The sequence below is a fragment of the Mesorhizobium sp. M0047 genome (genome assembly GCF_040323315.1).
Taxonomy (GTDB): Bacteria; Pseudomonadota; Alphaproteobacteria; order Rhizobiales; family Rhizobiaceae; genus Mesorhizobium.
Genome location: NZ_JAMYUW010000019.1, coordinates 86,211 through 103,523, shown reverse-complemented (window position 1 = coordinate 103,523; position 17,313 = coordinate 86,211). Strand labels below are relative to the sequence as shown.

Genomic DNA, 17,313 nt, shown 5'->3' with positions numbered 1-17,313 from the left:
ACAGGTAGGCTCATGGCTCAAGTCACGGTTTCCATCGACGGCAAACAGTATCGGATGGCCTGCGACGAAGGCCAGGAAGATCATCTGATCGACCTTGCCGAACGTTTCGACCGCTATGTCTCGCATCTGAAGGACTCCTTTGGCGAGATCGGCGACCAGCGGCTGACGGTGATGGCCGGCATCATGGTGATGGACGAACTCTCGGAGCTGCAGAAGCGCGTCAAGGGCATGGAGAGCGAAGTGCTGACCTTGCGCAAGACCCGCGACGACGCCCTGACCAAGGCCGACAAGAACGACAGCGTGCTGACCAATGCGCTTGGCGCGCTGGCGCAGCGGATGGAAGACCTGACGGCGACCTTGGCGGTCAACAAGACCTGAGGCAGCGCGCACTTCGAGTTCAAACCAAAGCTCTTATCCGCTGGCGGTGCCCCGGCAGCATGAAAATTCTCGCACTTCCGCCGACAAGAGTTTGATATTATCTCGCGGCCGCAATTTTTGCGCTAAGATGGCGATTGCCGGAGCGTGGACATGTGATGGCGGCCATGGTTTGCCGCCTCTTGCTTCTGGCGGAATCTGTTTACAGGGGAGATGTTCCATGAGCCTTCGTATCAACGATATCGCGCCGGATTTCACCGCCGAGACCACGCAAGGGACGATCAAATTCCATGAATGGATCGGTGACGGCTGGGCGATTCTGTTCAGCCACCCGAAGAATTTCACGCCGGTCTGCACGACCGAACTTGGCACGATGGCCGGGCTTGAGGGTGAGTTCAAGAAGCGCAACGTCAAGATCATCGGCATTTCGGTCGATCCGGTTGCGAGCCACGACAAGTGGCAGGCCGACATCAAGACGGCGACCGGCCAAACGGTGCACTATCCGCTGATCGGCGACAAGGACCTCAAGGTCGCCAAGCTCTATGATATGCTGCCCGCCGGTGCCGGCGAAACGTCGGAGGGCCGCACGCCCGCCGACAACGCCACGGTGCGCTCGGTCTACGTCATCGGACCGGACAAGAAGATCAAGCTGGTGCTGACCTACCCGATGACCACGGGCCGCAACTTCGACGAGATCCTGCGCGCGGTCGATTCCATGCAGCTGACCGCCAAGCATCAGGTGGCGACGCCGGCGAACTGGAAGCAGGGCGAGGACGTCATCATCACCGCCGCCGTTTCCAACGAGGATGCGATCAAGCGTTTCGGCGCTTACGAGACCATCCTGCCCTATCTCAGGAAGACCAAGCAGCCATCCGCCTGATTGCTTCGGAACAGTTTTTGGCGTTCTCGCCGCTGCGAGCGAATTGATACTTGACTGGGTCACCCGAGCGGACAACCATGCTCCTCTCGGGTGCCATCAGAGAAAATCGTTCCTGCTGGCCAAGCGTGGGGAAGCCGAAATTGGACGTAGCTTTGGCCAGGCCGCAGGTCAGCGGCTTCTATGACAAGCCGACAGGGGCCATCCAGTATGTCGTCGCCGACCAGGCGACGAAGCGCTGCGCCATCATCGATCCGATCCTCGATTTCGACGAGAGATCCGGCGCCACGGCAACGACGAATGCCGACGCCCTGCTCGACTTCATCAGCGAGCAGGGGCTGAGCGTCGAATGGATCCTCGACACCCATCCGCATGCCGACCATTTCTCGGCGGCGCACTATCTGAAAGAGAAGACCGGTGCACCGACGGCGATCGGGGACAGGGTTGTCGACGTCCAGAAACTGTGGAAGGCGATCTACAACTGGCCGGATTTTCCCGCCGACGGTTCGCAGTGGGGCAGGCTGTTTGCGGAGGGCGAGACCTTTCAGGTCGGCACGCTTCCGGTCAAGGTGCTGTTCTCACCCGGGCACACGCTGGCCTCGATCACCTATGTGATCGGCGATGCCGCTTTTATCCATGACACGCTGTTCATGCCCGACAGCGGCACGGCGAGAACGGACTTTCCCGGCGGCAGTGCCGCTCGGCTCTGGCGCTCGATCCAGGACATCCTGGCAATGCCGGATGAGACGCGCGTCTTCGTCGGCCATGACTATCAGGCCGGCGGCCGCGAGCCCTTGTGGGAAAGCACGGTGGCGGCGCAGAAGGCGACCAACACCCATCTCGTCGCCGCCCGCAGCGAGGCTGAGTTCGTCGCCCTGCGCGAGGCTCGGGACAGGACGCTGCCGATGCCGAGGCTGATCCTGCATGCGCTGCAGGTCAACATGAATGGCGGACGGCTGCCGGAGCCCGAGGCGAATGGCCGGCGGTACCTGAAGTTTCCGCTGGATGGGCTGTGAGAAGTATTTTTTTGTGCCGGGCGCGGCCGGTGAAACTGCCGATCTCCCCCGCAAGGGGGATCGGATGTCGCCCTGGTTTTCGCCAATCGCCGGCGCAAACGTTAGACACAAAAAAGGCGGCGCCAGTTTCCTGACGCCGCCGTTGTTTCATTGCCGATATCGGCTTTACGCCGCCGGTTGGGCTTCGATGGTGCGCAGCGCCTGGGTCTGACGCTTGGCGGCGGCCTTGACCGCATCCTGCACCTTCTCAAAGGCGCGCACCTCGATCTGGCGCACGCGCTCGCGGCTGATGTCGAACTCGGACGACAGCTCTTCCAGCGTCAGCGGCTCCTCGGCGAGGCGACGGGCCTCGAAGATGCGCCGCTCGCGCTCGTTGAGCACGGCAAGGGCGCCCGACAGCATGCCGCGCCGGTTCTCCAACTCGTCCTGCTCGATCAGCATCTCTTCCTGGCTTTCGTGGTCGTCGACCAGCCAGTCCTGCCATTCGCCGGACTCACCTTCGCTCGCCCGGATCGGGGCATTGAGCGAGGCGTCGCCCGACAGGCGGCGGTTCATCGACACCACTTCGGCTTCGGAAACGTTCAGCCTGGTGGCGATCTCGGCAATCTGGTCGGGCTTCAAGTCGCCGTCGTCGAGCGCCTGGATCTTGCCCTTCACCTTGCGCAGGTTGAAGAACAGGCGCTTCTGGTTGGCGGTCGTGCCCATCTTGACCAGGCTCCACGAGCGCAGGATGTACTCCTGGATCGAGGCCTTGATCCACCACATGGCATAGGTCGCGAGGCGGAAGCCACGCTCCGGTTCGAATTTCTTGACGGCCTGCATCAGGCCGACATTGCCTTCCGAAATCACTTCGCCGATCGGCAGACCGTAGCCGCGATAGCCCATGGCGATCTTGGCGACGAGCCTGAGGTGACTGGTGACGAGCTTGTGCGCAGCGGTGGTGTCCTCATGCTCGGCGTAACGCTTGGCGAGCATGTACTCTTCCTGCGGCTGCAGCATGGGAAAGCGACGGATTTCTTCCAGGTAGCGGCTGAGGCCGCCTTCGCCGGAAACGATACTGGGTAATGATTGGGCCATGATAGCGCCCCCTCTCTATTGGAGTGATGCCCCCGAAACGCGGCGGGCATATGGCGCGAGCACCAAACGGCTCGCTCGCGACGTCAGTGGTTATACAGGAACAAAACCAGAAAAGACAGGCATTTGTTCAACGCGAAACAGTGTGTCACGTTAAAGTGAACAATGTCACTCAAGTTTTCTGGAGCAGGTTCAGAGCGTGCGAAAGCCGCATACGAGTTCCTCCATGTCCCTCGGTATAGGCGCTTCGAACCTCATCGACAGATGGGTACTCGGGTGGCGAAATGCAAGGAGCCAGGCGTGCAAAGCTTGCCGGGGAAAAGCCTTGACCTGACTTTTCAGAGGTTCGGGCAGCCGGTTGGCCTTGGTGCGGAAGGCCTGGCCATAGTCTGGATCGCCGATCACGGGATGGCCGATATGCGCCATGTGGACGCGGATCTGGTGGGTGCGGCCGGTTTCGAGCCGACACTCGACCAGACTTGCCGTGGCGAATTCCTGCTGTGTCTCGCCGAAGCGCTCCTGCACGGCAAAGTGAGTAACCGCATGGCGGGCGTCGTCGCGTCCTTCCGGCACCACGGCACGGCGCACGCGATCGGCGGCGCGGCCGAGCGGCGCATCGACCTTTCCGGTCGGCCTCTGCGGTATGCCCCAAACCAGTGCCAGATAGGCACGTTCGAGATCGCCGGTCAGGCCGTGATCGGCGAAGGCTTCGGACAGCGACTTATGGGCGCGGTCGGTCTTGGCGATCACCATGACGCCGCTGGTCTCCTTGTCGAGGCGGTGCACGATGCCCGGCCGGCGCACACCGCCGATGCCGGAAAGACTGTCGCCACAGTGATGGATCAGCGCATTGACCAGCGTGCCGGTCCAGTTGCCGGCGCCGGGATGCACGACAAGCCCCGCCGGCTTGTTGATGACGATCAGTTCGTCGTCCTCATAGAGCACATCAAGCGCGATGTTTTCGCCTTGCGGCTCCGCCGGTTCCGGCTCCGGCATGACGACCGACACGCTTTCACCCGGCGTCATCTTGCGCTTGGTTTCGTCGACCGGTTTGCCGTCGACGCTGACCGCGCCCTGCCTGATCAGCATCTGCACGCGGCTGCGCGACATGTCCCGGCCGAGGCTTGCCGCCAGCCACTGGTCGAGGCGTTGACCCGCCGCGTCCGCGCCCGCCACCAGCACGGTGGGTGCCGCCTCTATCAATTCAGGGGCCTCTTCGCTATGAGCGCTCATCGAAAACCGTTCCGGAATGTTCTGCTATGGCCATCGCCGAGGAAGACCAGGAAAAGCCGCTCGACCCCGAGGTCGAAAAGGTGCGCAGGAAACTCGTCCGCTTCGTCGGGATCAATCTCGGCCTGCTGTTCCTCGCCCTTATGGTGGTGATCGGCGCCCTTGTCTACAAAGCGCGCAACGCACCGCCGGCGAACCCGCCGCTGGCTGGCGATATCCAGACCCCCGCCGGCGAACCGATCAACGGCGATATCGTGCTGCCGGTTGGTGCCAAGGTGATCAGCCAGTCGCTGTCCGGCAATCGAGTCTCCATCGATGCCGAGCTAGCCGACGGCAGCCGCACGATCTTCGTCTACGACATCACCGAGCGCCGCCTGATCGGGCGCTTTGCGATCCGAAACAAATGAGCGGCAGTAACGATCAGCAAGCCTCAGGCATGACCGGGTTCGCTGAACACCGCCGCGTCGCGACCGTTGCCCTGGTCGTCGCCGATTATGACGCGGCGATTGACTGGTATGTCGAGCGGCTGGGCTTTCTGCTCATCGAGGACATCGATCTCGGCGGCGGCAAGCGCTGGGTCACGGTGGCGCCGGCCAACGGACAAGGTGCCAAGCTGCTGCTGGCCGAGGCTTCCGACGAGGCACAGAGTAGAAGCATCGGCAACCAGACCGGCGGGCGGGTCTTCCTATTCCTCGAAACCGACGATTTTGCCCGCGACCATGCAGCGATGCTGGAGAAGGGCGTCGAATTCCGCGAAGCGCCGCGCGTTGAGGCCTACGGCACGGTGGCCGTTTTCGCCGATCTACATGGCAATCTCTGGGACCTGATCGAGCCGAAACGATAGCGCTGGGACCGGTTTTTCTGCAATGCGCTAAAGCGGCCGAACCCCAGTTGCTTTTTCCAAGCCGTCAGCCTATATCGCCGGTTCTTGAACGCGCCCATCGTCTAGCGGTCAGGACACCGCCCTCTCACGGCGGGAACAGGGGTTCGATTCCCCTTGGGCGTACCAAGGATTTCAATACGTTAGCTGCCATAGGTCGATTTTCGTTGCTGGTTTCGTTGAATACGAACTTGCGAGCGTAGGTCGATTCGATCTTTCAGGGTGGGCGCTGGGGCGCTATCGGCGCAGAACCTTGGCGCCTTGGAATCCAATCGCAAATTATTTTTGCTTTGTAGACCCGGCTGCCGCCTCCGGCTTAAGTCATTGATTTTTGTAGCTGACTTTCTGACATACAGAATATGTATGTCGGAATATTATTCCGTATGTCGAAATTACTTGGTTGGCCACAGTATTGCAGATGTGATCGCGGCAATGTAGCTTCAGTTAACGCTATCGTTTGTTGGAGATACCCAAGTGCGAACAAAGAAGACCGCAGCCCGTGCTTCGTCGACCGGCGGCGCGATGACGGTGGATGAGACAGCGGATTACCTTCGCGTCTGCCGATCTACCATCTACACGCTTTTCAGGTCTGGCGACCTTGTTCCCGCGAAGGTTCGCGGGCGCACCTTGGTGCGCCGTATTGATGCGGAGGCTTTCCTCGAGCGTTGTGTCGGTGCTTCTTGACGGCGATAGCGACGACATTGTTGCAGCGAGCCCTGGTCGAGATCCCTCGCGGCCCCGATGACATCGTCGAATTGTTCGGACCGGCCAGGGTGCGAGAGATCACCATTGCCGCGCTAAAAGCCACCGGATGTGCGCTGGAGAGCGACCCCGAAACTGTCGAGCGGCTGGTTGGATACGCGACCAAAATCGACGTCGAGCCGTGGCTGAGAACGTGGCAAAAGTCCTTCGAACCAGCCAGCCAGGGGCGACCGCGCACAGACCTTTTCGAAACCGTCATCTACACAGCAGCACTGTACCGCTTTAGGGGCACGATCAGAAACCCGGCCGCGGCCGCCGCCAGGTGGTTGGGTGAGCCCGCGACAAAAGACAAGGTCGAGAAGCGCGACCAGAAGTTCAGGCGAATCTTTGGCCGGGTCTACGAGCATGTCGGCCTCTCGCGATCGGTCGGTGTTGAGCGATCCGCCAAACTCCTACTCGAGGTGATCTCCAACCTCGAGAAGTTGGACGCCAAGATGGCCGACGAGCGAGCGGCTGGACTTCGCGCCAAAAAGACGGCCCGACATGCGTCTTTTTCGGCGCGACTACCGCCGGCAAATTGATCGCCCTCAACAAGGAAGGCGACCATCATGCAGATCCAGAAATCCGAATACGTGCCCTGGCGCGACCGCGCGTTTGTATCGGTCGCAGAGGCGGGCGAGATCGTTGCCCGATCTTCCGACTGGGTTCGAAACCGCGTTGCCGAAGGTAGGCTTTGCGGCTGCCGCGTGACGCCAGGCGGCCCGCTCGTCGTCAGCGTGCGCAGCCTCCTCGATCTCGTTGACAGCGCCTTGCTTGCCGCGCCGCCCGCGCGCGGGCCGCGCCTCTACCTGGCAGTCGACAACACCTAGAAATGCAACGGCCGGCCCCGCGCCAACGGGAACCGGCCAAGAAGGTATCAGCGCCGTGAACATAGCCCAAAAGCCGCCTTCCGCGCAACCAAGTGTCTTCGGCGATATCCTGAAGACGCGGATTCCAGACCGCCAGCACGACAAAATTCGGGAGTTGTTTCCTGCTGCTCCCGACCCCGTCGAGCAGAAGCAAATTTCGTTCTCGGTCCTGGAAAGCAGCGGCGCGCTCGCGAAAACATTCAGCGTCGATATCTCGACGGGTAAGCCTGTCAGTTCACGGAGCCCCGGCGTGGCAACCGGGCACGCCCGCCGCATATCGCTTGTCGGCAGCGCGCCAGAGATCGCCGCTGCATTTGCCAAGCAATTAAGTAGCCTTGGCCCTCGCGAAGCCCTCGTCCTGGTTCCGCCGCCGGCAGGAGCGGAAACCGCGCAGATCGTCACTGCGGCCATGCTGGACGCCGGGTCAGACGCGATCTCGCGAAGCAAGAGCTTCTTCGTGCATCAGGAATGCCCGGCCGTGCTCGGCCTCGACTTCGATGTGAAGGACTGGCCCGCCGCGATCAGGGATCGTGTGGCGGCAACGCCAGGCCAAATAACCGGCGTGCTCACGTCGGTGTTCCCCGAGTTCGGAGCAGTCTGCACGGTTCTTCGGCCTTCATCATCGACCGGGGTCATTAATTCCCAGAACGGCCTGACGACGGGCGCCAACAGCGGGCAGCATCGCTACATCTTCGTGACGGACGGTTCCGACATCGCGCCATTCGCCGATAGGCTCTTTGCCCGGCTGGTGCTCGCCGGATTTGGCTTCCCGTTCATCACCAAGAATGGCGCCGTGTCGGTCCGCACGCTCATCGACAAGGTGGCGACGAAGGGACCGGAACGGCTTTGGTACGAGGCTGACGCCCTGCTCGACGACGTGCGGCTTGGCTACATGACGGGAGCTCGCGAGCCCCGCATAATCAACCCCAATGGCAGTTTCTTGGACACCCGAGAATTCGCGACCCTCTCGGCGGAGGAAGAATCGGAGTTTGCTCGCCAGGTCGACGAGATCAAGCGATCTTGCGCATCAGAGGCTCAGGCCATTGCCGGCCGCTATCGCGCCGGCGAGTTTGAGAGATACGTTGCCGCCGGCGAGCCGCGGGCCACGGCAGAGCGGATCGTCTCGGCCGCATTGGAGCAGTCAGACCTGATGGGCCGCTTCCAGATCAATCTCGACGATGGCCGGTGCGTGACGGTCGCCGAGATTCTTGCAGACCCTGAGAAGTTCCATCGCAAGACCTGTGCTGACCCGATCGAGCCCGAGTACGGCGGCGGCCGCAACAAGGCGATCATCTACACCGACGGGTCCTACCCTCATATTGCCAGCCAGGCGCACGGGGGAGCGGACTATCGATTGGTGCCGGACTATGCTGCGATCCACTTTGAAAAGCCTTCTCGAGGCGGGCTGAGCGTCGTCACAGGATTGGTCGACCCAAAGTCGCTGCCGGTCCGCACCTTCTTGATTGAGCCGAGGCTGCCGGTCGGCGACGTAACACAGTGTGTCGGCGAGCCTGGTATCAGCAAATCGACTTTCGCCATCCGGGACGCGGTGATCGTCGCAACGGGGAAGCGGGATGTGCTTCGCGGCGGCAACGGCGAGAGCCACGAGTTGCTGCACAAGGCCGGCGCTGTCTTGGTCTACAATGCCGAAGATCGGCTGAGCGAGATGGAGCGCCGCCTGACGGCCTGTCAGCAATATCTGCGGCTGAAGCCGGAGGACATGAAACACCCAATTATCCTGTGGTCTGGTGTTGACGCCGAAACGCTGACGATCATGCATCGACCGGACGCCCGAAAGCCGCTGTGCCGCGCGCCGGGTGCGGATTTGTTGGAAGCGAGAATTGTCGAGCACAAGCCGTTGCTCGTCGTGCTCGACCCGCAGGTTAGTCTGATGTCGGGCGGCGCCGAAAACAACAATGACGACATCAACGCCCTTCTGCAAGAGATCGCTAACATCGCCGCCAAGCACGGTTGCTGCATTGAGATCCTGCATCATACGAGCAAGGCAAGCCGCGATCACCGGGGCGACATGGGCGCCGGCCGCGGCGCCTTTGCTGCCGTCGGCAAGGTGCGAAGTGCCTTCACCCTGACCAACGTCACCGGCGAGGACGATGAAAAGGCCTGGGGCGTGTCGCCCGCCGATCAGTTGATCCGGCTCGACTACGCCAAGGTGTCCCACAATCGGAAGCCGACACAGCCAACCGTATTTCGTCGACTGAGCGTGCCGGTGAACAATGGATCGGGTATTCCCGGCGGTGCAGCGGCGGCGCTTTTTCAAGAGGATCCGGCCGAGCGGTTGAAGGCCGAAGGTGACTTTGCCCCCGTGTTGGAATTGGTCGACGTGAAGGGCCGTGCCGGGGCGGCGCGCGAAGTGCCTGACAAAATCGCTGCGGCAATCGCCAGGATTGTCGATGCGGTCATGGGTAGTTTCGATGAATGTGAGCTTCCGGGTATTTGGGAAACTGTCGCGGAGAAGTTGCGGCAGGAGGGAATCACGGATGCTAAAACCAGGCCGACAGTCACCGGGCTGATAACATCGGCGTTGCTCGGTGAGGGCCAGACGATCGGGCGGGGCGGACAGAATGTCCGGCTTTACGTGCTGAAGAAGAAGCAAGCTTCGACAGCGCCGTGGTTTGTGCGACGTGAGATCAGCTTGTCGGCAGGCGAGGCCGAAGATGCTTGAAGGTCTTATCGGTCAGCTTGTCGGCGACAAGCAAAACAAGCAGCAAAATCAAAGACTTGCCTTGTATGTCGGCCAGCTTGTCGGTCTTGTCGGTCATCGACAAGTAACAAGGGGCGAAAAAACGCAACGATTTCAATGCTTGTCGGCTTGTCGGTGCTTGTCGCTACTACGTAGGGGGTTGTCGGACCGACAAGCCCGACCCCCGTACGGTAGACGGTCGGTTTTCGGAATACCTCATGAACTCTTCACAGGAAACCAGCCATGAAGAGAAAGCGGCCGCAACGCCCGCCAACGGCGTGGCAGTCATCGGCGCAATGGCGGATGATCGGATCGGCGGCCATCCGCGAGTGGAACGCCAAGCGGTCCAATCTTCCTAAATGCAATGCCGCGCGGAAGAGCGACCGCGAGCCGTGCCGGCTGATCGCGATGGAGAACGGCAAGTGTTTCATCCACGGCGGCCGGACCCCGCGCGGCGAAGAGTGGCACCGAACGCAATGGCCCGACGGAAAATCGCCTGCTGCCGAAAGGAAGCTTCGGAAGAAATTGGCCGAGCGGGAGCGCGCGGCAAGGAAGCGCTCAACGCGCCTGGCCGCAATGTCGCCCGACGAGCTCGAGCGGCATAGGGCCTGGCACGCTGCCCGGACACCTGGCAGTGCGGCCGCGCGCCAACGCCAGCGCGACGAGCGCAAACAGGCCGCAGAGATCCGCGCCATGTTGGAGCGGCCGCAGCCGGCGCCAACCGGCGAAGGGGCGGAACTGGAAGAGCAGATAGCGGCGCTCCGGGCTGAACTCGAGGCGCTCGGCGTCGACCAACAGAAATCAATTGGGGCATTCGCATGAGCAACAACGACGACAGCGAGCTTGACGATTTCGACGGCGACGATGAGGCCGTGCGGGCTGAGATAATCCGGCGCGCGAGGGTTGAAGGCATCAAGGTCGCATATGAAAGCGCGCTGGAGATATGCCGCGACAAGGCACAGACAGCTGTCGCCAGGGCCTCGTCGCAACGGACGCTGCTGCAGATCGGCGGCATGCTCGATCGAGCGGACCGCAACGCAAGCGTCGCGAAAGATGCCGCCGAAATGGACGGCGACGAGTTGAGACAGGCAACCGAAGCTGTCTTGCGGAAACGGCAGCGTGCCGCCGCCGCTTCAAAGCCGACCGGCGGCGCCTTCGATTAGTTTGGCTCCGGCGCGGCCATGCTCCAATCCTGCAGATAGGCTCTAATCGACGTTTCCATGAGGGACGCTGGTAAGATCATCGCGAATAGGTGCAGCGCGGCCAAACCTGATGAATTCAAGCGATGATCGATTTTTAGGTCCCACATGCGCGCGAGATCCATTCCCGGTGTCTCCGCGTACTGCGCCCTGAACTCTCGTGCCAAAGCGCGGTAGCGCGGAAGCTGCTCCGCTGGGAAAACCAGCTGCACTAGCATCATCTGAACCCCGGTTTCGGGGATTTGGGACGGATGAAGAATGTCCCATTGGGCCGTTCCGGGCTTGTGCATCGTGAAACGTGACAACTCGGTCATTTCTGTACTCCTTACGCTACAACACACGTTGAGGCCCGCTGCGGGGAGCAGCGGGCCTAGAAACTCGGCAAGCTTGGCGTGGGCGCGCCTAACTGGCGGCCCCAGCCTTCAATGTTTCGTGCTGGCGAAGCAGATCGGAGCAGCGCCCTCTGATGAGTGCGCTCGACGAATGCTGCCGCATCGCGTCGACCTCGTCGATTAGCTCCGCCATTGCCGCCGGGCGGGCACATTCCCTTTCAGCACGGCGCAATTCCGATGCAATCTGAAAGAACAAAACGGCTTCGTTCTGACATGTGTTTGGTGTCATCGTTTTTCTCCGCTATTCTGTTTAGGTGATGATAGTAACAGGCCGTTGGCCAAGGTCCGTCAACAGCTATTTTTCGTTGATTTTGTTGACCGTTATTGATCGCATAAGCCGTCGCGCTCAACTCGCGCAAAGCATTGGCCGGATTGCTTTGTTTGGTGAAGAGAGTGGAAAAAAGTTGATCTTGATGATAGGTCGTTGATCTCGGATGTTGATCGGGGGATAGCTTGGCCATCACGGAACCAACAGTTTATGTGCCGCTGGGCCTGTGCGTCGCCTATGTGGCGTGGCGATTCTTCGCCCCATCGTTTCTTCATGCGCCGCGAGCTCGGGCGCCACGCTCGGATAGATGCGCGGCGCGAAGTTGAGCGCGGCAGGCTCACGGAGGCCCTGGCGCCGCTCGAGCCACGGGTCGGCGCTAGTGAGGTCGATGCGGCGATCGACCGTTATCTGAATGGGCGTTGACCCGGAAAAGGCCACAAAACACGACTCTGCTTGCAAGCCGCTACCATGTCGACGACCTAAGCCTCTGATATCGCTGGCCGGACAACAGTATCAATATTGCGGTTGGTAGCGCCTTGCCCTCACGGCGGGGCGACACTTCATGCCCTGGCTAGGTAGCGCCAGGGTAGATGAAAGGCAAAAGGGTTAGGGGCGATCTGGCGAGCGCAGCAGGGCTGCGCCTGGCCGACATGTGGCCGCAGCCCGGGTGCCACCCCTCGGCACACTCTCAACCGCGCGGCCGAAACCCCGGCGGAGGGTCACAGGAATTTGCGGCCGTTTCAAACTTCGAACCGCAAAATCCCCGCCGAAACCCGCCCGAAATATCCGATTTTTCCGCGCCGAAGCACGTCCTATCGTCAGCTTAGACGAACTGGATCCGCGCCATGACCGATTTCCTGATCCCAAACGCCGACGACGGACACGCTGAAGGCGATCCGCCTACCCAGGCGGAAATCGACTTCGACGGCGAGATCGATCGGTTCGTGTTCAGTTTCTGGAAGGCGACGCTCCCGCAGATCGACATCACCTTCGAACTGCCGTTGGCCCTAGGCGGGCTCCGCAAGTTCAAGCCCGCCTTTCAACTCGACCCCGAGCGACGAGACAAGTTGATCCAGGCGATAGGGGACGCCGCCACTGCCCTCGTTCACAAGCTGCCGCAGATCTACAACCCCCGCACGGTCGCAGTGTGCATGATCGGCGCCATGACGATCGTTCGGGATTGGGCAGAAGACGAGCAGCAGAAGGCAGCACATCATCCGCACCGGCTCGTCGATGCCAGGCTCTACGTTCACGTTCTCGAGCGCGATTTGCGCAACACGTGCGATTACGCGTGGCTGTTGCAGCGGAAGTCCCAGCGCCAGAAGGAAACCGTCCGTTCGCTGCTGCCGGCGCCCTTGGGTACCTGGTCTGAAAAGGTGGCGGCATGACGCTGGTTTCCGATCACGCGTCAGTGTATATTTTCATCGCCGGAACACTCGCGGACCTCGGGCAGCCGCTCCGCCACGGGCTCGCCCGTAGATTCAACCGAACACATCCTGATCGCGTCTTCCGCAGAGCATTGCTCGCACGCGCCGATGGTTCGAATTGACGGAGTGTTCCAGTGGCCGGTCCTTGGGAAAAATATCAAACAGCACCTGACATTCCGCCCGGCTTCCGCATCGTGTCGCAGCCAGTGCCGGCTAACCCCCGATTCCCGGGCGTTCCGGTAAATGCGGCCCCGGCAAGCGACCCGTGGGCTCAGTTTCCCGATGCGCCGGCGGCGAACATCTTCGATCAGTTCGACGCTCCGGTGGCGAAGCAGCCGCCGGCCAGCCCGGTTGGACCTTTTCCCGGCATGCTGGAGCAGGGCAATATCGACCTGAACGCGCGCCCGATCGTCAAGAACGCCGACGGCTCCTACAGCACCGTGCGGTCGATGTCGTTCGAAAACAACGGAGGCCAAGAGGTTCTTGTGCCGACCGTCGCGGACGGCAAGATACTGCCAGATCAGGCCGCCATGGAACTGTACGGCAAGACCGGGCAGAACCTTGGCAAGTTCGACACCCCGGCTCACGCCGATATGTACGCCGAGGCGCTCCACAAAGCGCAGGACCAGCATTACGGCGCGCAGGCTCAAGCGCCAACGGGAAACGTGTTCGATCAGTTCGACGACATACCGCCAGGATTCAAGATCATCTCGCAGCCAGCCAGCGCCAAGGGTGCGCGTGTGGGCAGTGGTGCGTTTGGTTCGACCAACGCTGCCGGTACTGCCGAGGGACCTTGGACGAAATACCAGTGTGGTGCCACTCAAGCTCCGATCGCGAGTGATCCTTGGGCCGCATTTCCTGATGCAAACCCGGCGGCTTCAAAGTCGTCGGGCCAGGCAGGGCCTTGGGATAAATATGCTGCACGGACTGGGGGAAGTCCGATCGAGGTAAGGGCGCCCGACGGCACGACCGTGCAGTTCCCTGCCGGTACGACCGATGATGTCATGACGAAGGCCATGCGCGAGACGTTCGGAGGCCCTTCTGAAAAGCCATCGGTCGCTAAGGATGTCGGCCTGTCGTTTGCCTCGGGTGTTCCACGTGGGGTCGTTGAAACCGCAATGACGCCGATCACACTCAATCGCGTTGGCGAAGGCGTTGGAAGCTGGCTTTACGACAAAGCGGAGGGGCCAGTGCGGTCCGCGCTCGGCATAGAGCCGGCGACGCCAGGAATCGAGCACGACCATTTCAAAGACGCCCTGATCAACCCCCTCACAGGCGCTGTGAACTACGGCCTTCGCACCATCACCGGCAATGATAAGGCAGATGTGCGCACCGGGATCTACGACGCACAGGACCGGACGCGCGAAGTGATGGACGCAGTTCTGCATAAGCCCGAAACGACGGCGGGAAAGTACGCCGGCGCTATCGGCGAATTCGCTGCGCCAGGCGGCTTGCCAAGCAAAGCGGCGCGGCTCGCCGGGACCGGTCGCGAGATTGCTCGTCACATGGCGGAAGACGTGTTCGGCAATGTCGTGATGCCCGCGGTCGCTTCCGAGGCGGCCGGACAGGCGACCGACGGAACACAGTACGAAGGGCTGTCACGCTTTCTTGGCGCGCTGTTCGGCAACGCCGGGACGGCCGTCGGCCGCGCCTACAACGCTCCAGAGAGTGTTGTGCGGCGTGCGACTAGCGAAATGACGGAAGCCGATTGGCAGCGCGCGCTCGGCCTTCAGGGCAACACGACAGGCGTGCGGCTCACGGGGCCGGAAGCCATCGCCCAAGCCACTGATGGGGCGAGCGCGCTTCCGAACCTTCTTCGTGTCGTGGAGGGCTCGGTAGACGGGCGTGCGCGCACCGCGCCGTTTTTCTCGCAGCGCCCCGGCCAGGTCGATACCGCCGTCGGCAACGTGCTGGACCAGATCGCCCCGCAGAGCGCGCAGCCGTCGACGCTCGGCCCGCGCGCTGCGGAAGCTGCCAAGAGCGCCATTTCGTCGTCACCAGAAGGGCAGGAGCTAATCAACGCCATCACCGGCGCCGGCCCGCGCACAACCGCGCTGGAGGCCGGCACTGCTATTCAGGAGCCGCTGCGGGGCATCTTCGACCGCCGTGAAGGCATGCGCGCCGCTCTCGGCGATCAGGACTACGCCGCTGCACGCAAGGCAGCGCCGTCGATCCCTGTCGACGAGCTCGCCCCTGAAACCACGACCGTTCGGCCCGCCTATACTAGCATCAAGCCGACTGCTGCCGAAGGCGAAGACGTCGCCACGTCGATGACGCCTGTCGCGGTCCCGGCGAGGACGGAAACGCATGCTCTCACCAGCCAAACGGGGCCGGAAGCAATTCAGGTCGACCCGCGCAATGTCGTCAAATTCATCGACGATCTCGCACCGACGACAAAGGCTTCCGCGCGCAACGCGCTAGCGCAAGTGCGCCAGTCGATGTTCGATAAGGGCGGCGTCGACACCAGCGTCACCGGCCTTGATGCCACGCGGCACCAGATCGGCGACATGATCAACGTGGCGAAGCAGAGCGGCGAGAACCACACGGCCGCTGTGCTCCAGCAAGTGCAGGACAAGCTCGACGAGACGCTTACGTCCGTGCCGGAGTACGGCTTGGCGAAGAAGAATTTCGCAGCCGCCAGCACGCCGCTCGCGCCGTTCGAATCGCCGGGCATGTCCAAAGCGATCGAGCGCGACGCCTACAACAAGAACTTTACGACGGCACCGGAGAATGTTCCGGCGGCCCTGTCGTCGCCATCGGAAGCGAAGAACTTTAACGCCGTGGCGCCGACTGAAGCGCGCGTCGCTTTCGAAAACCATCTCGCGACGCAGATCCTCGACAAGGTCACGGATGCGAACGGAACGGTTGACGCCAATCGGCTTTCCCTGGCTCTGCGCGACAACCAGGACATGCTTTCGCAGTACCCGTCTGTCGCTGACCGCCTAAGCAAGATCGTCGGTGCTGACGCCGCCATGGCGCCCGCTCGAGGCGGTCCTGTAGGACAGGTGGCCGCCGCTGGCGACACACAGACCGCCGGCAATGCCATCCTGCCGCAGAACCCGCTCACTGGCTCCGGGGGCGAGGCTGCGGACGCAACCCGTCGCCTAGTGGCCGAAGATCCCGGCACGACGGCCGCTCTTGTGCGGCAGAACCTTGGCGACCGCTTCTCCAAGGCCAACACCGAAACTCAGGAAGGCGTTCGCGACTTTGCCGGCGCCAAGTTCCACAAGGACGTCGCCGGCAACGACGCACGCCAGGAAGTGCTCGACGCCGTCCTGCGCCAAATCCCGAGCGGCCAAGCTGCCGACAGGATGCCCGAGCTCCTAGACGTCCTCCAGGCCACCGGGCGGCGCAAGCAGATCGGCAGCGCGACGGAGTTCAATCGGTCAATGAATGCAGACCTGGGCGGCGCGGCATCTCCAACCGGCATGGCCGTCAATCTCGTGAAGTCGTTGGGCACGTCGGTCGTGAAAGCCGGCGATGTCGCCAAGCGCGCCGCACTGCGCAGCAACCTTAAAGCCTTGGCCGACCTGTTCGTCGATCCGCAGTCTGTAGAGCTCATCCGAAACGCCAACAACCGCGGTGCCAGGATCGGCTTTGGGGAAGCTCTCGCACGCACCGCGGCCGAAACCGGCGGGACGCTGTCGAATGCGCGTCAGCGCTGAAGACTGTGATGAAGATCGCCTAATATCGTTTCTGCTGCCCGCAACATGGGCTGATTGGGATTTTGCGAACAGTAGCGGCCAACGCGATCAATGACGAAAGCAGGAGTGACAGCGCTCAGGTCGCGTGCGGTGCCCCCATCGCTTATCGCCTGCATATTGACTCCGGTTAAAAAACCGGAGGTCCAAGCGAAAATCTGGTCCCAGCGGCCCGTTATCGTGAGGATCGAGATGCTGATGTCTCTACATTTTGTGGCGCCAAATCCCAATACGTTGCTCTCGCCGGCGAGCACAATGGTGGTCGAAGCATACATAAAAACTATAAAATGCGCCAAACGCTTCAACCGAGTTGTCCTCTGCAACCGAAGTTCAGCTAGTATTAGCATTTTTTGAAGAAATGCACTCATCATCGTAAGAACTCAGGCTTGATGCGATAATCATTTCTGATCGGGCCTTGTTCTCACTTTCAAAATTGGGTGCTATCGCGTACTATAAGGCGGCCGGAACCGCGCAGAACTCGGGCCTCTGCACCAACCGCTTCGGATCTCTCCGGGGCTAACGTCAACGGACTTCCAACAAGCATCTGAAATCTGAGCGCGGGG

19 protein-coding genes and 1 tRNA gene are annotated in these 17,313 nt (G+C 61.6%); 14 read left to right on the top strand and 6 right to left on the bottom strand.

Annotated features, from left to right (window positions below):
- The first annotated feature begins 12 nt into the window (after nt 1-12).
- The 3 genes from NKJ89_RS19625 (at nt 13) to NKJ89_RS19615 (ending at nt 2,268) form a co-directional block, all read left to right on the top strand.
- On the top strand, nt 13-378 hold the full coding sequence (locus NKJ89_RS19625) for a cell division protein ZapA (RefSeq protein WP_023757415.1): 366 nt from the start codon (nt 13-15) through the stop codon (nt 376-378).
- Between the two features lie 217 nt (nt 379-595).
- Entirely contained in the window at nt 596-1,255 is a 660-nt protein-coding gene (locus NKJ89_RS19620; RefSeq protein ID WP_023757414.1) for a peroxiredoxin, read from the top strand.
- A 140-nt stretch (nt 1,256-1,395) separates the two neighbouring features.
- Entirely contained in the window at nt 1,396-2,268 is an 873-nt protein-coding gene (locus tag NKJ89_RS19615; RefSeq protein ID WP_352604822.1) for an MBL fold metallo-hydrolase, read from the top strand.
- 165 nt (nt 2,269-2,433) lie between these two features.
- Here NKJ89_RS19615 and rpoH read toward each other — a convergent pair whose 3' ends face one another.
- Nucleotides 2,434-3,345, bottom strand: a complete 912-nt coding sequence (gene rpoH / locus NKJ89_RS19610) for an RNA polymerase sigma factor RpoH (protein WP_023757412.1) — start codon at nt 3,343-3,345, stop codon at nt 2,434-2,436.
- A gap of 189 nt (nt 3,346-3,534) precedes the next feature.
- Nucleotides 3,535-4,575, bottom strand: a complete 1,041-nt coding sequence (locus NKJ89_RS19605) for an RluA family pseudouridine synthase (protein WP_352604820.1) — start codon at nt 4,573-4,575, stop codon at nt 3,535-3,537.
- A gap of 26 nt (nt 4,576-4,601) precedes the next feature.
- Between NKJ89_RS19605 and NKJ89_RS19600 the strand changes: the two genes are divergently transcribed.
- The 7 genes from NKJ89_RS19600 (at nt 4,602) to NKJ89_RS19570 (ending at nt 9,745) form a co-directional block, all read left to right on the top strand.
- Complete coding sequence (locus NKJ89_RS19600; RefSeq protein ID WP_352604818.1) at nt 4,602-4,979, top strand: fimbrial protein; 378 nt, start codon at nt 4,602-4,604, stop codon at nt 4,977-4,979.
- A gap of 29 nt (nt 4,980-5,008) precedes the next feature.
- Entirely contained in the window at nt 5,009-5,416 is a 408-nt protein-coding gene (locus NKJ89_RS19595) for a VOC family protein (RefSeq protein ID WP_352604816.1), read from the top strand.
- A gap of 90 nt (nt 5,417-5,506) precedes the next feature.
- Nucleotides 5,507-5,581: transfer RNA gene (locus NKJ89_RS19590), tRNA-Glu, on the top strand.
- Between the two features lie 393 nt (nt 5,582-5,974).
- Nucleotides 5,975-6,136, top strand: a complete 162-nt coding sequence (locus tag NKJ89_RS19585) for a helix-turn-helix domain-containing protein (RefSeq protein ID WP_352604842.1) — start codon at nt 5,975-5,977, stop codon at nt 6,134-6,136.
- Nucleotides 6,137-6,153: 17 nt separating this feature from the next.
- On the top strand, nt 6,154-6,735 hold the full coding sequence (locus NKJ89_RS19580; protein WP_352604814.1) for a hypothetical protein: 582 nt from the start codon (nt 6,154-6,156) through the stop codon (nt 6,733-6,735).
- Between the two features lie 27 nt (nt 6,736-6,762).
- Entirely contained in the window at nt 6,763-7,023 is a 261-nt protein-coding gene (locus NKJ89_RS19575) for a hypothetical protein (RefSeq protein WP_352604812.1), read from the top strand.
- 289 nt (nt 7,024-7,312) lie between these two features.
- Nucleotides 7,313-9,745 carry an AAA family ATPase gene (locus NKJ89_RS19570; protein ID WP_352604810.1) on the top strand — a complete coding sequence of 811 codons (2,433 nt, stop codon included), beginning with the start codon at nt 7,313-7,315 and terminating at the stop codon, nt 9,743-9,745.
- Here the strand turns inward: NKJ89_RS19570 and NKJ89_RS19565 are convergent.
- Nucleotides 9,711-9,842 carry a hypothetical protein gene (locus NKJ89_RS19565; protein WP_352604808.1) on the bottom strand — a complete coding sequence of 44 codons (132 nt, stop codon included), beginning with the start codon at nt 9,840-9,842 and terminating at the stop codon, nt 9,711-9,713. The genes NKJ89_RS19570 and NKJ89_RS19565 overlap by 35 nt on opposite strands.
- A 164-nt stretch (nt 9,843-10,006) precedes the next feature.
- Between NKJ89_RS19565 and NKJ89_RS19560 the strand changes: the two genes are divergently transcribed.
- Both NKJ89_RS19560 and NKJ89_RS19555 read left to right on the top strand, forming a co-directional pair.
- A complete protein-coding gene (locus NKJ89_RS19560; protein WP_352604806.1) occupies nt 10,007-10,585 on the top strand; it encodes a hypothetical protein in 579 nt (192 codons plus the stop codon).
- Nucleotides 10,582-10,926, top strand: coding sequence for a hypothetical protein (locus NKJ89_RS19555; RefSeq protein WP_352604804.1), 345 nt, complete (start codon nt 10,582-10,584; stop codon nt 10,924-10,926). Before NKJ89_RS19560 ends, NKJ89_RS19555 begins: the two co-directional genes overlap by 4 nt.
- On the opposite strand, the gene NKJ89_RS19550 is transcribed toward NKJ89_RS19555, so the two are convergent.
- Entirely contained in the window at nt 10,923-11,276 is a 354-nt protein-coding gene (locus NKJ89_RS19550) for a hypothetical protein (RefSeq protein WP_352604802.1), read from the bottom strand. The two genes, NKJ89_RS19555 and NKJ89_RS19550, sit on opposite strands and share 4 nt — an antisense overlap.
- A gap of 236 nt (nt 11,277-11,512) precedes the next feature.
- Entirely contained in the window at nt 11,513-11,815 is a 303-nt protein-coding gene (locus NKJ89_RS19545; protein WP_352604800.1) for a hypothetical protein, read from the bottom strand.
- 652 nt (nt 11,816-12,467) lie between these two features.
- Between NKJ89_RS19545 and NKJ89_RS19540 the strand changes: the two genes are divergently transcribed.
- Nucleotides 12,468-13,010, top strand: a complete 543-nt coding sequence (locus tag NKJ89_RS19540) for a hypothetical protein (protein ID WP_352604798.1) — start codon at nt 12,468-12,470, stop codon at nt 13,008-13,010.
- Nucleotides 13,011-13,183: 173 nt separating this feature from the next.
- The gene (locus NKJ89_RS19535) at nt 13,184-16,714 is read left to right on the top strand and encodes a hypothetical protein (protein ID WP_352604796.1); all 3,531 of its coding nucleotides are present in this window, start codon (nt 13,184-13,186) and stop codon (nt 16,712-16,714) included.
- Here the strand turns inward: NKJ89_RS19535 and NKJ89_RS19530 are convergent.
- A complete protein-coding gene (locus NKJ89_RS19530) occupies nt 16,705-17,055 on the bottom strand; it encodes a hypothetical protein (RefSeq protein WP_352604794.1) in 351 nt (116 codons plus the stop codon). The two genes, NKJ89_RS19535 and NKJ89_RS19530, sit on opposite strands and share 10 nt — an antisense overlap.
- Nucleotides 17,056-17,313: the final 258 nt, after the last annotated feature.

Coding starts and splice junctions, on each gene's coding strand:
- NKJ89_RS19625 (WP_023757415.1), top strand. CDS start 13: ATGGCTCAAGTCACGGTTTCCATCGACGGCAAACAGTATCGGATGGCC.
- NKJ89_RS19620 (WP_023757414.1), top strand. CDS start 596: ATGAGCCTTCGTATCAACGATATCGCGCCGGATTTCACCGCCGAGACC.
- rpoH (WP_023757412.1), bottom strand. CDS start 3,345: ATGGCCCAATCATTACCCAGTATCGTTTCCGGCGAAGGCGGCCTCAGC.
- NKJ89_RS19605 (WP_352604820.1), bottom strand. CDS start 4,575: ATGAGCGCTCATAGCGAAGAGGCCCCTGAATTGATAGAGGCGGCACCC.
- NKJ89_RS19600 (WP_352604818.1), top strand. CDS start 4,602: ATGGCCATCGCCGAGGAAGACCAGGAAAAGCCGCTCGACCCCGAGGTC.
- NKJ89_RS19595 (WP_352604816.1), top strand. CDS start 5,009: ATGACCGGGTTCGCTGAACACCGCCGCGTCGCGACCGTTGCCCTGGTC.
- NKJ89_RS19585 (WP_352604842.1), top strand. CDS start 5,975: ATGACGGTGGATGAGACAGCGGATTACCTTCGCGTCTGCCGATCTACC.
- NKJ89_RS19575 (WP_352604812.1), top strand. CDS start 6,763: ATGCAGATCCAGAAATCCGAATACGTGCCCTGGCGCGACCGCGCGTTT.
- NKJ89_RS19565 (WP_352604808.1), bottom strand. CDS start 9,842: ATGACCGACAAGACCGACAAGCTGGCCGACATACAAGGCAAGTCTTTG.
- NKJ89_RS19560 (WP_352604806.1), top strand. CDS start 10,007: ATGAAGAGAAAGCGGCCGCAACGCCCGCCAACGGCGTGGCAGTCATCG.
- NKJ89_RS19555 (WP_352604804.1), top strand. CDS start 10,582: ATGAGCAACAACGACGACAGCGAGCTTGACGATTTCGACGGCGACGAT.
- NKJ89_RS19550 (WP_352604802.1), bottom strand. CDS start 11,276: ATGACCGAGTTGTCACGTTTCACGATGCACAAGCCCGGAACGGCCCAA.
- NKJ89_RS19545 (WP_352604800.1), bottom strand. CDS start 11,815: ATGGCCAAGCTATCCCCCGATCAACATCCGAGATCAACGACCTATCAT.
- NKJ89_RS19540 (WP_352604798.1), top strand. CDS start 12,468: ATGACCGATTTCCTGATCCCAAACGCCGACGACGGACACGCTGAAGGC.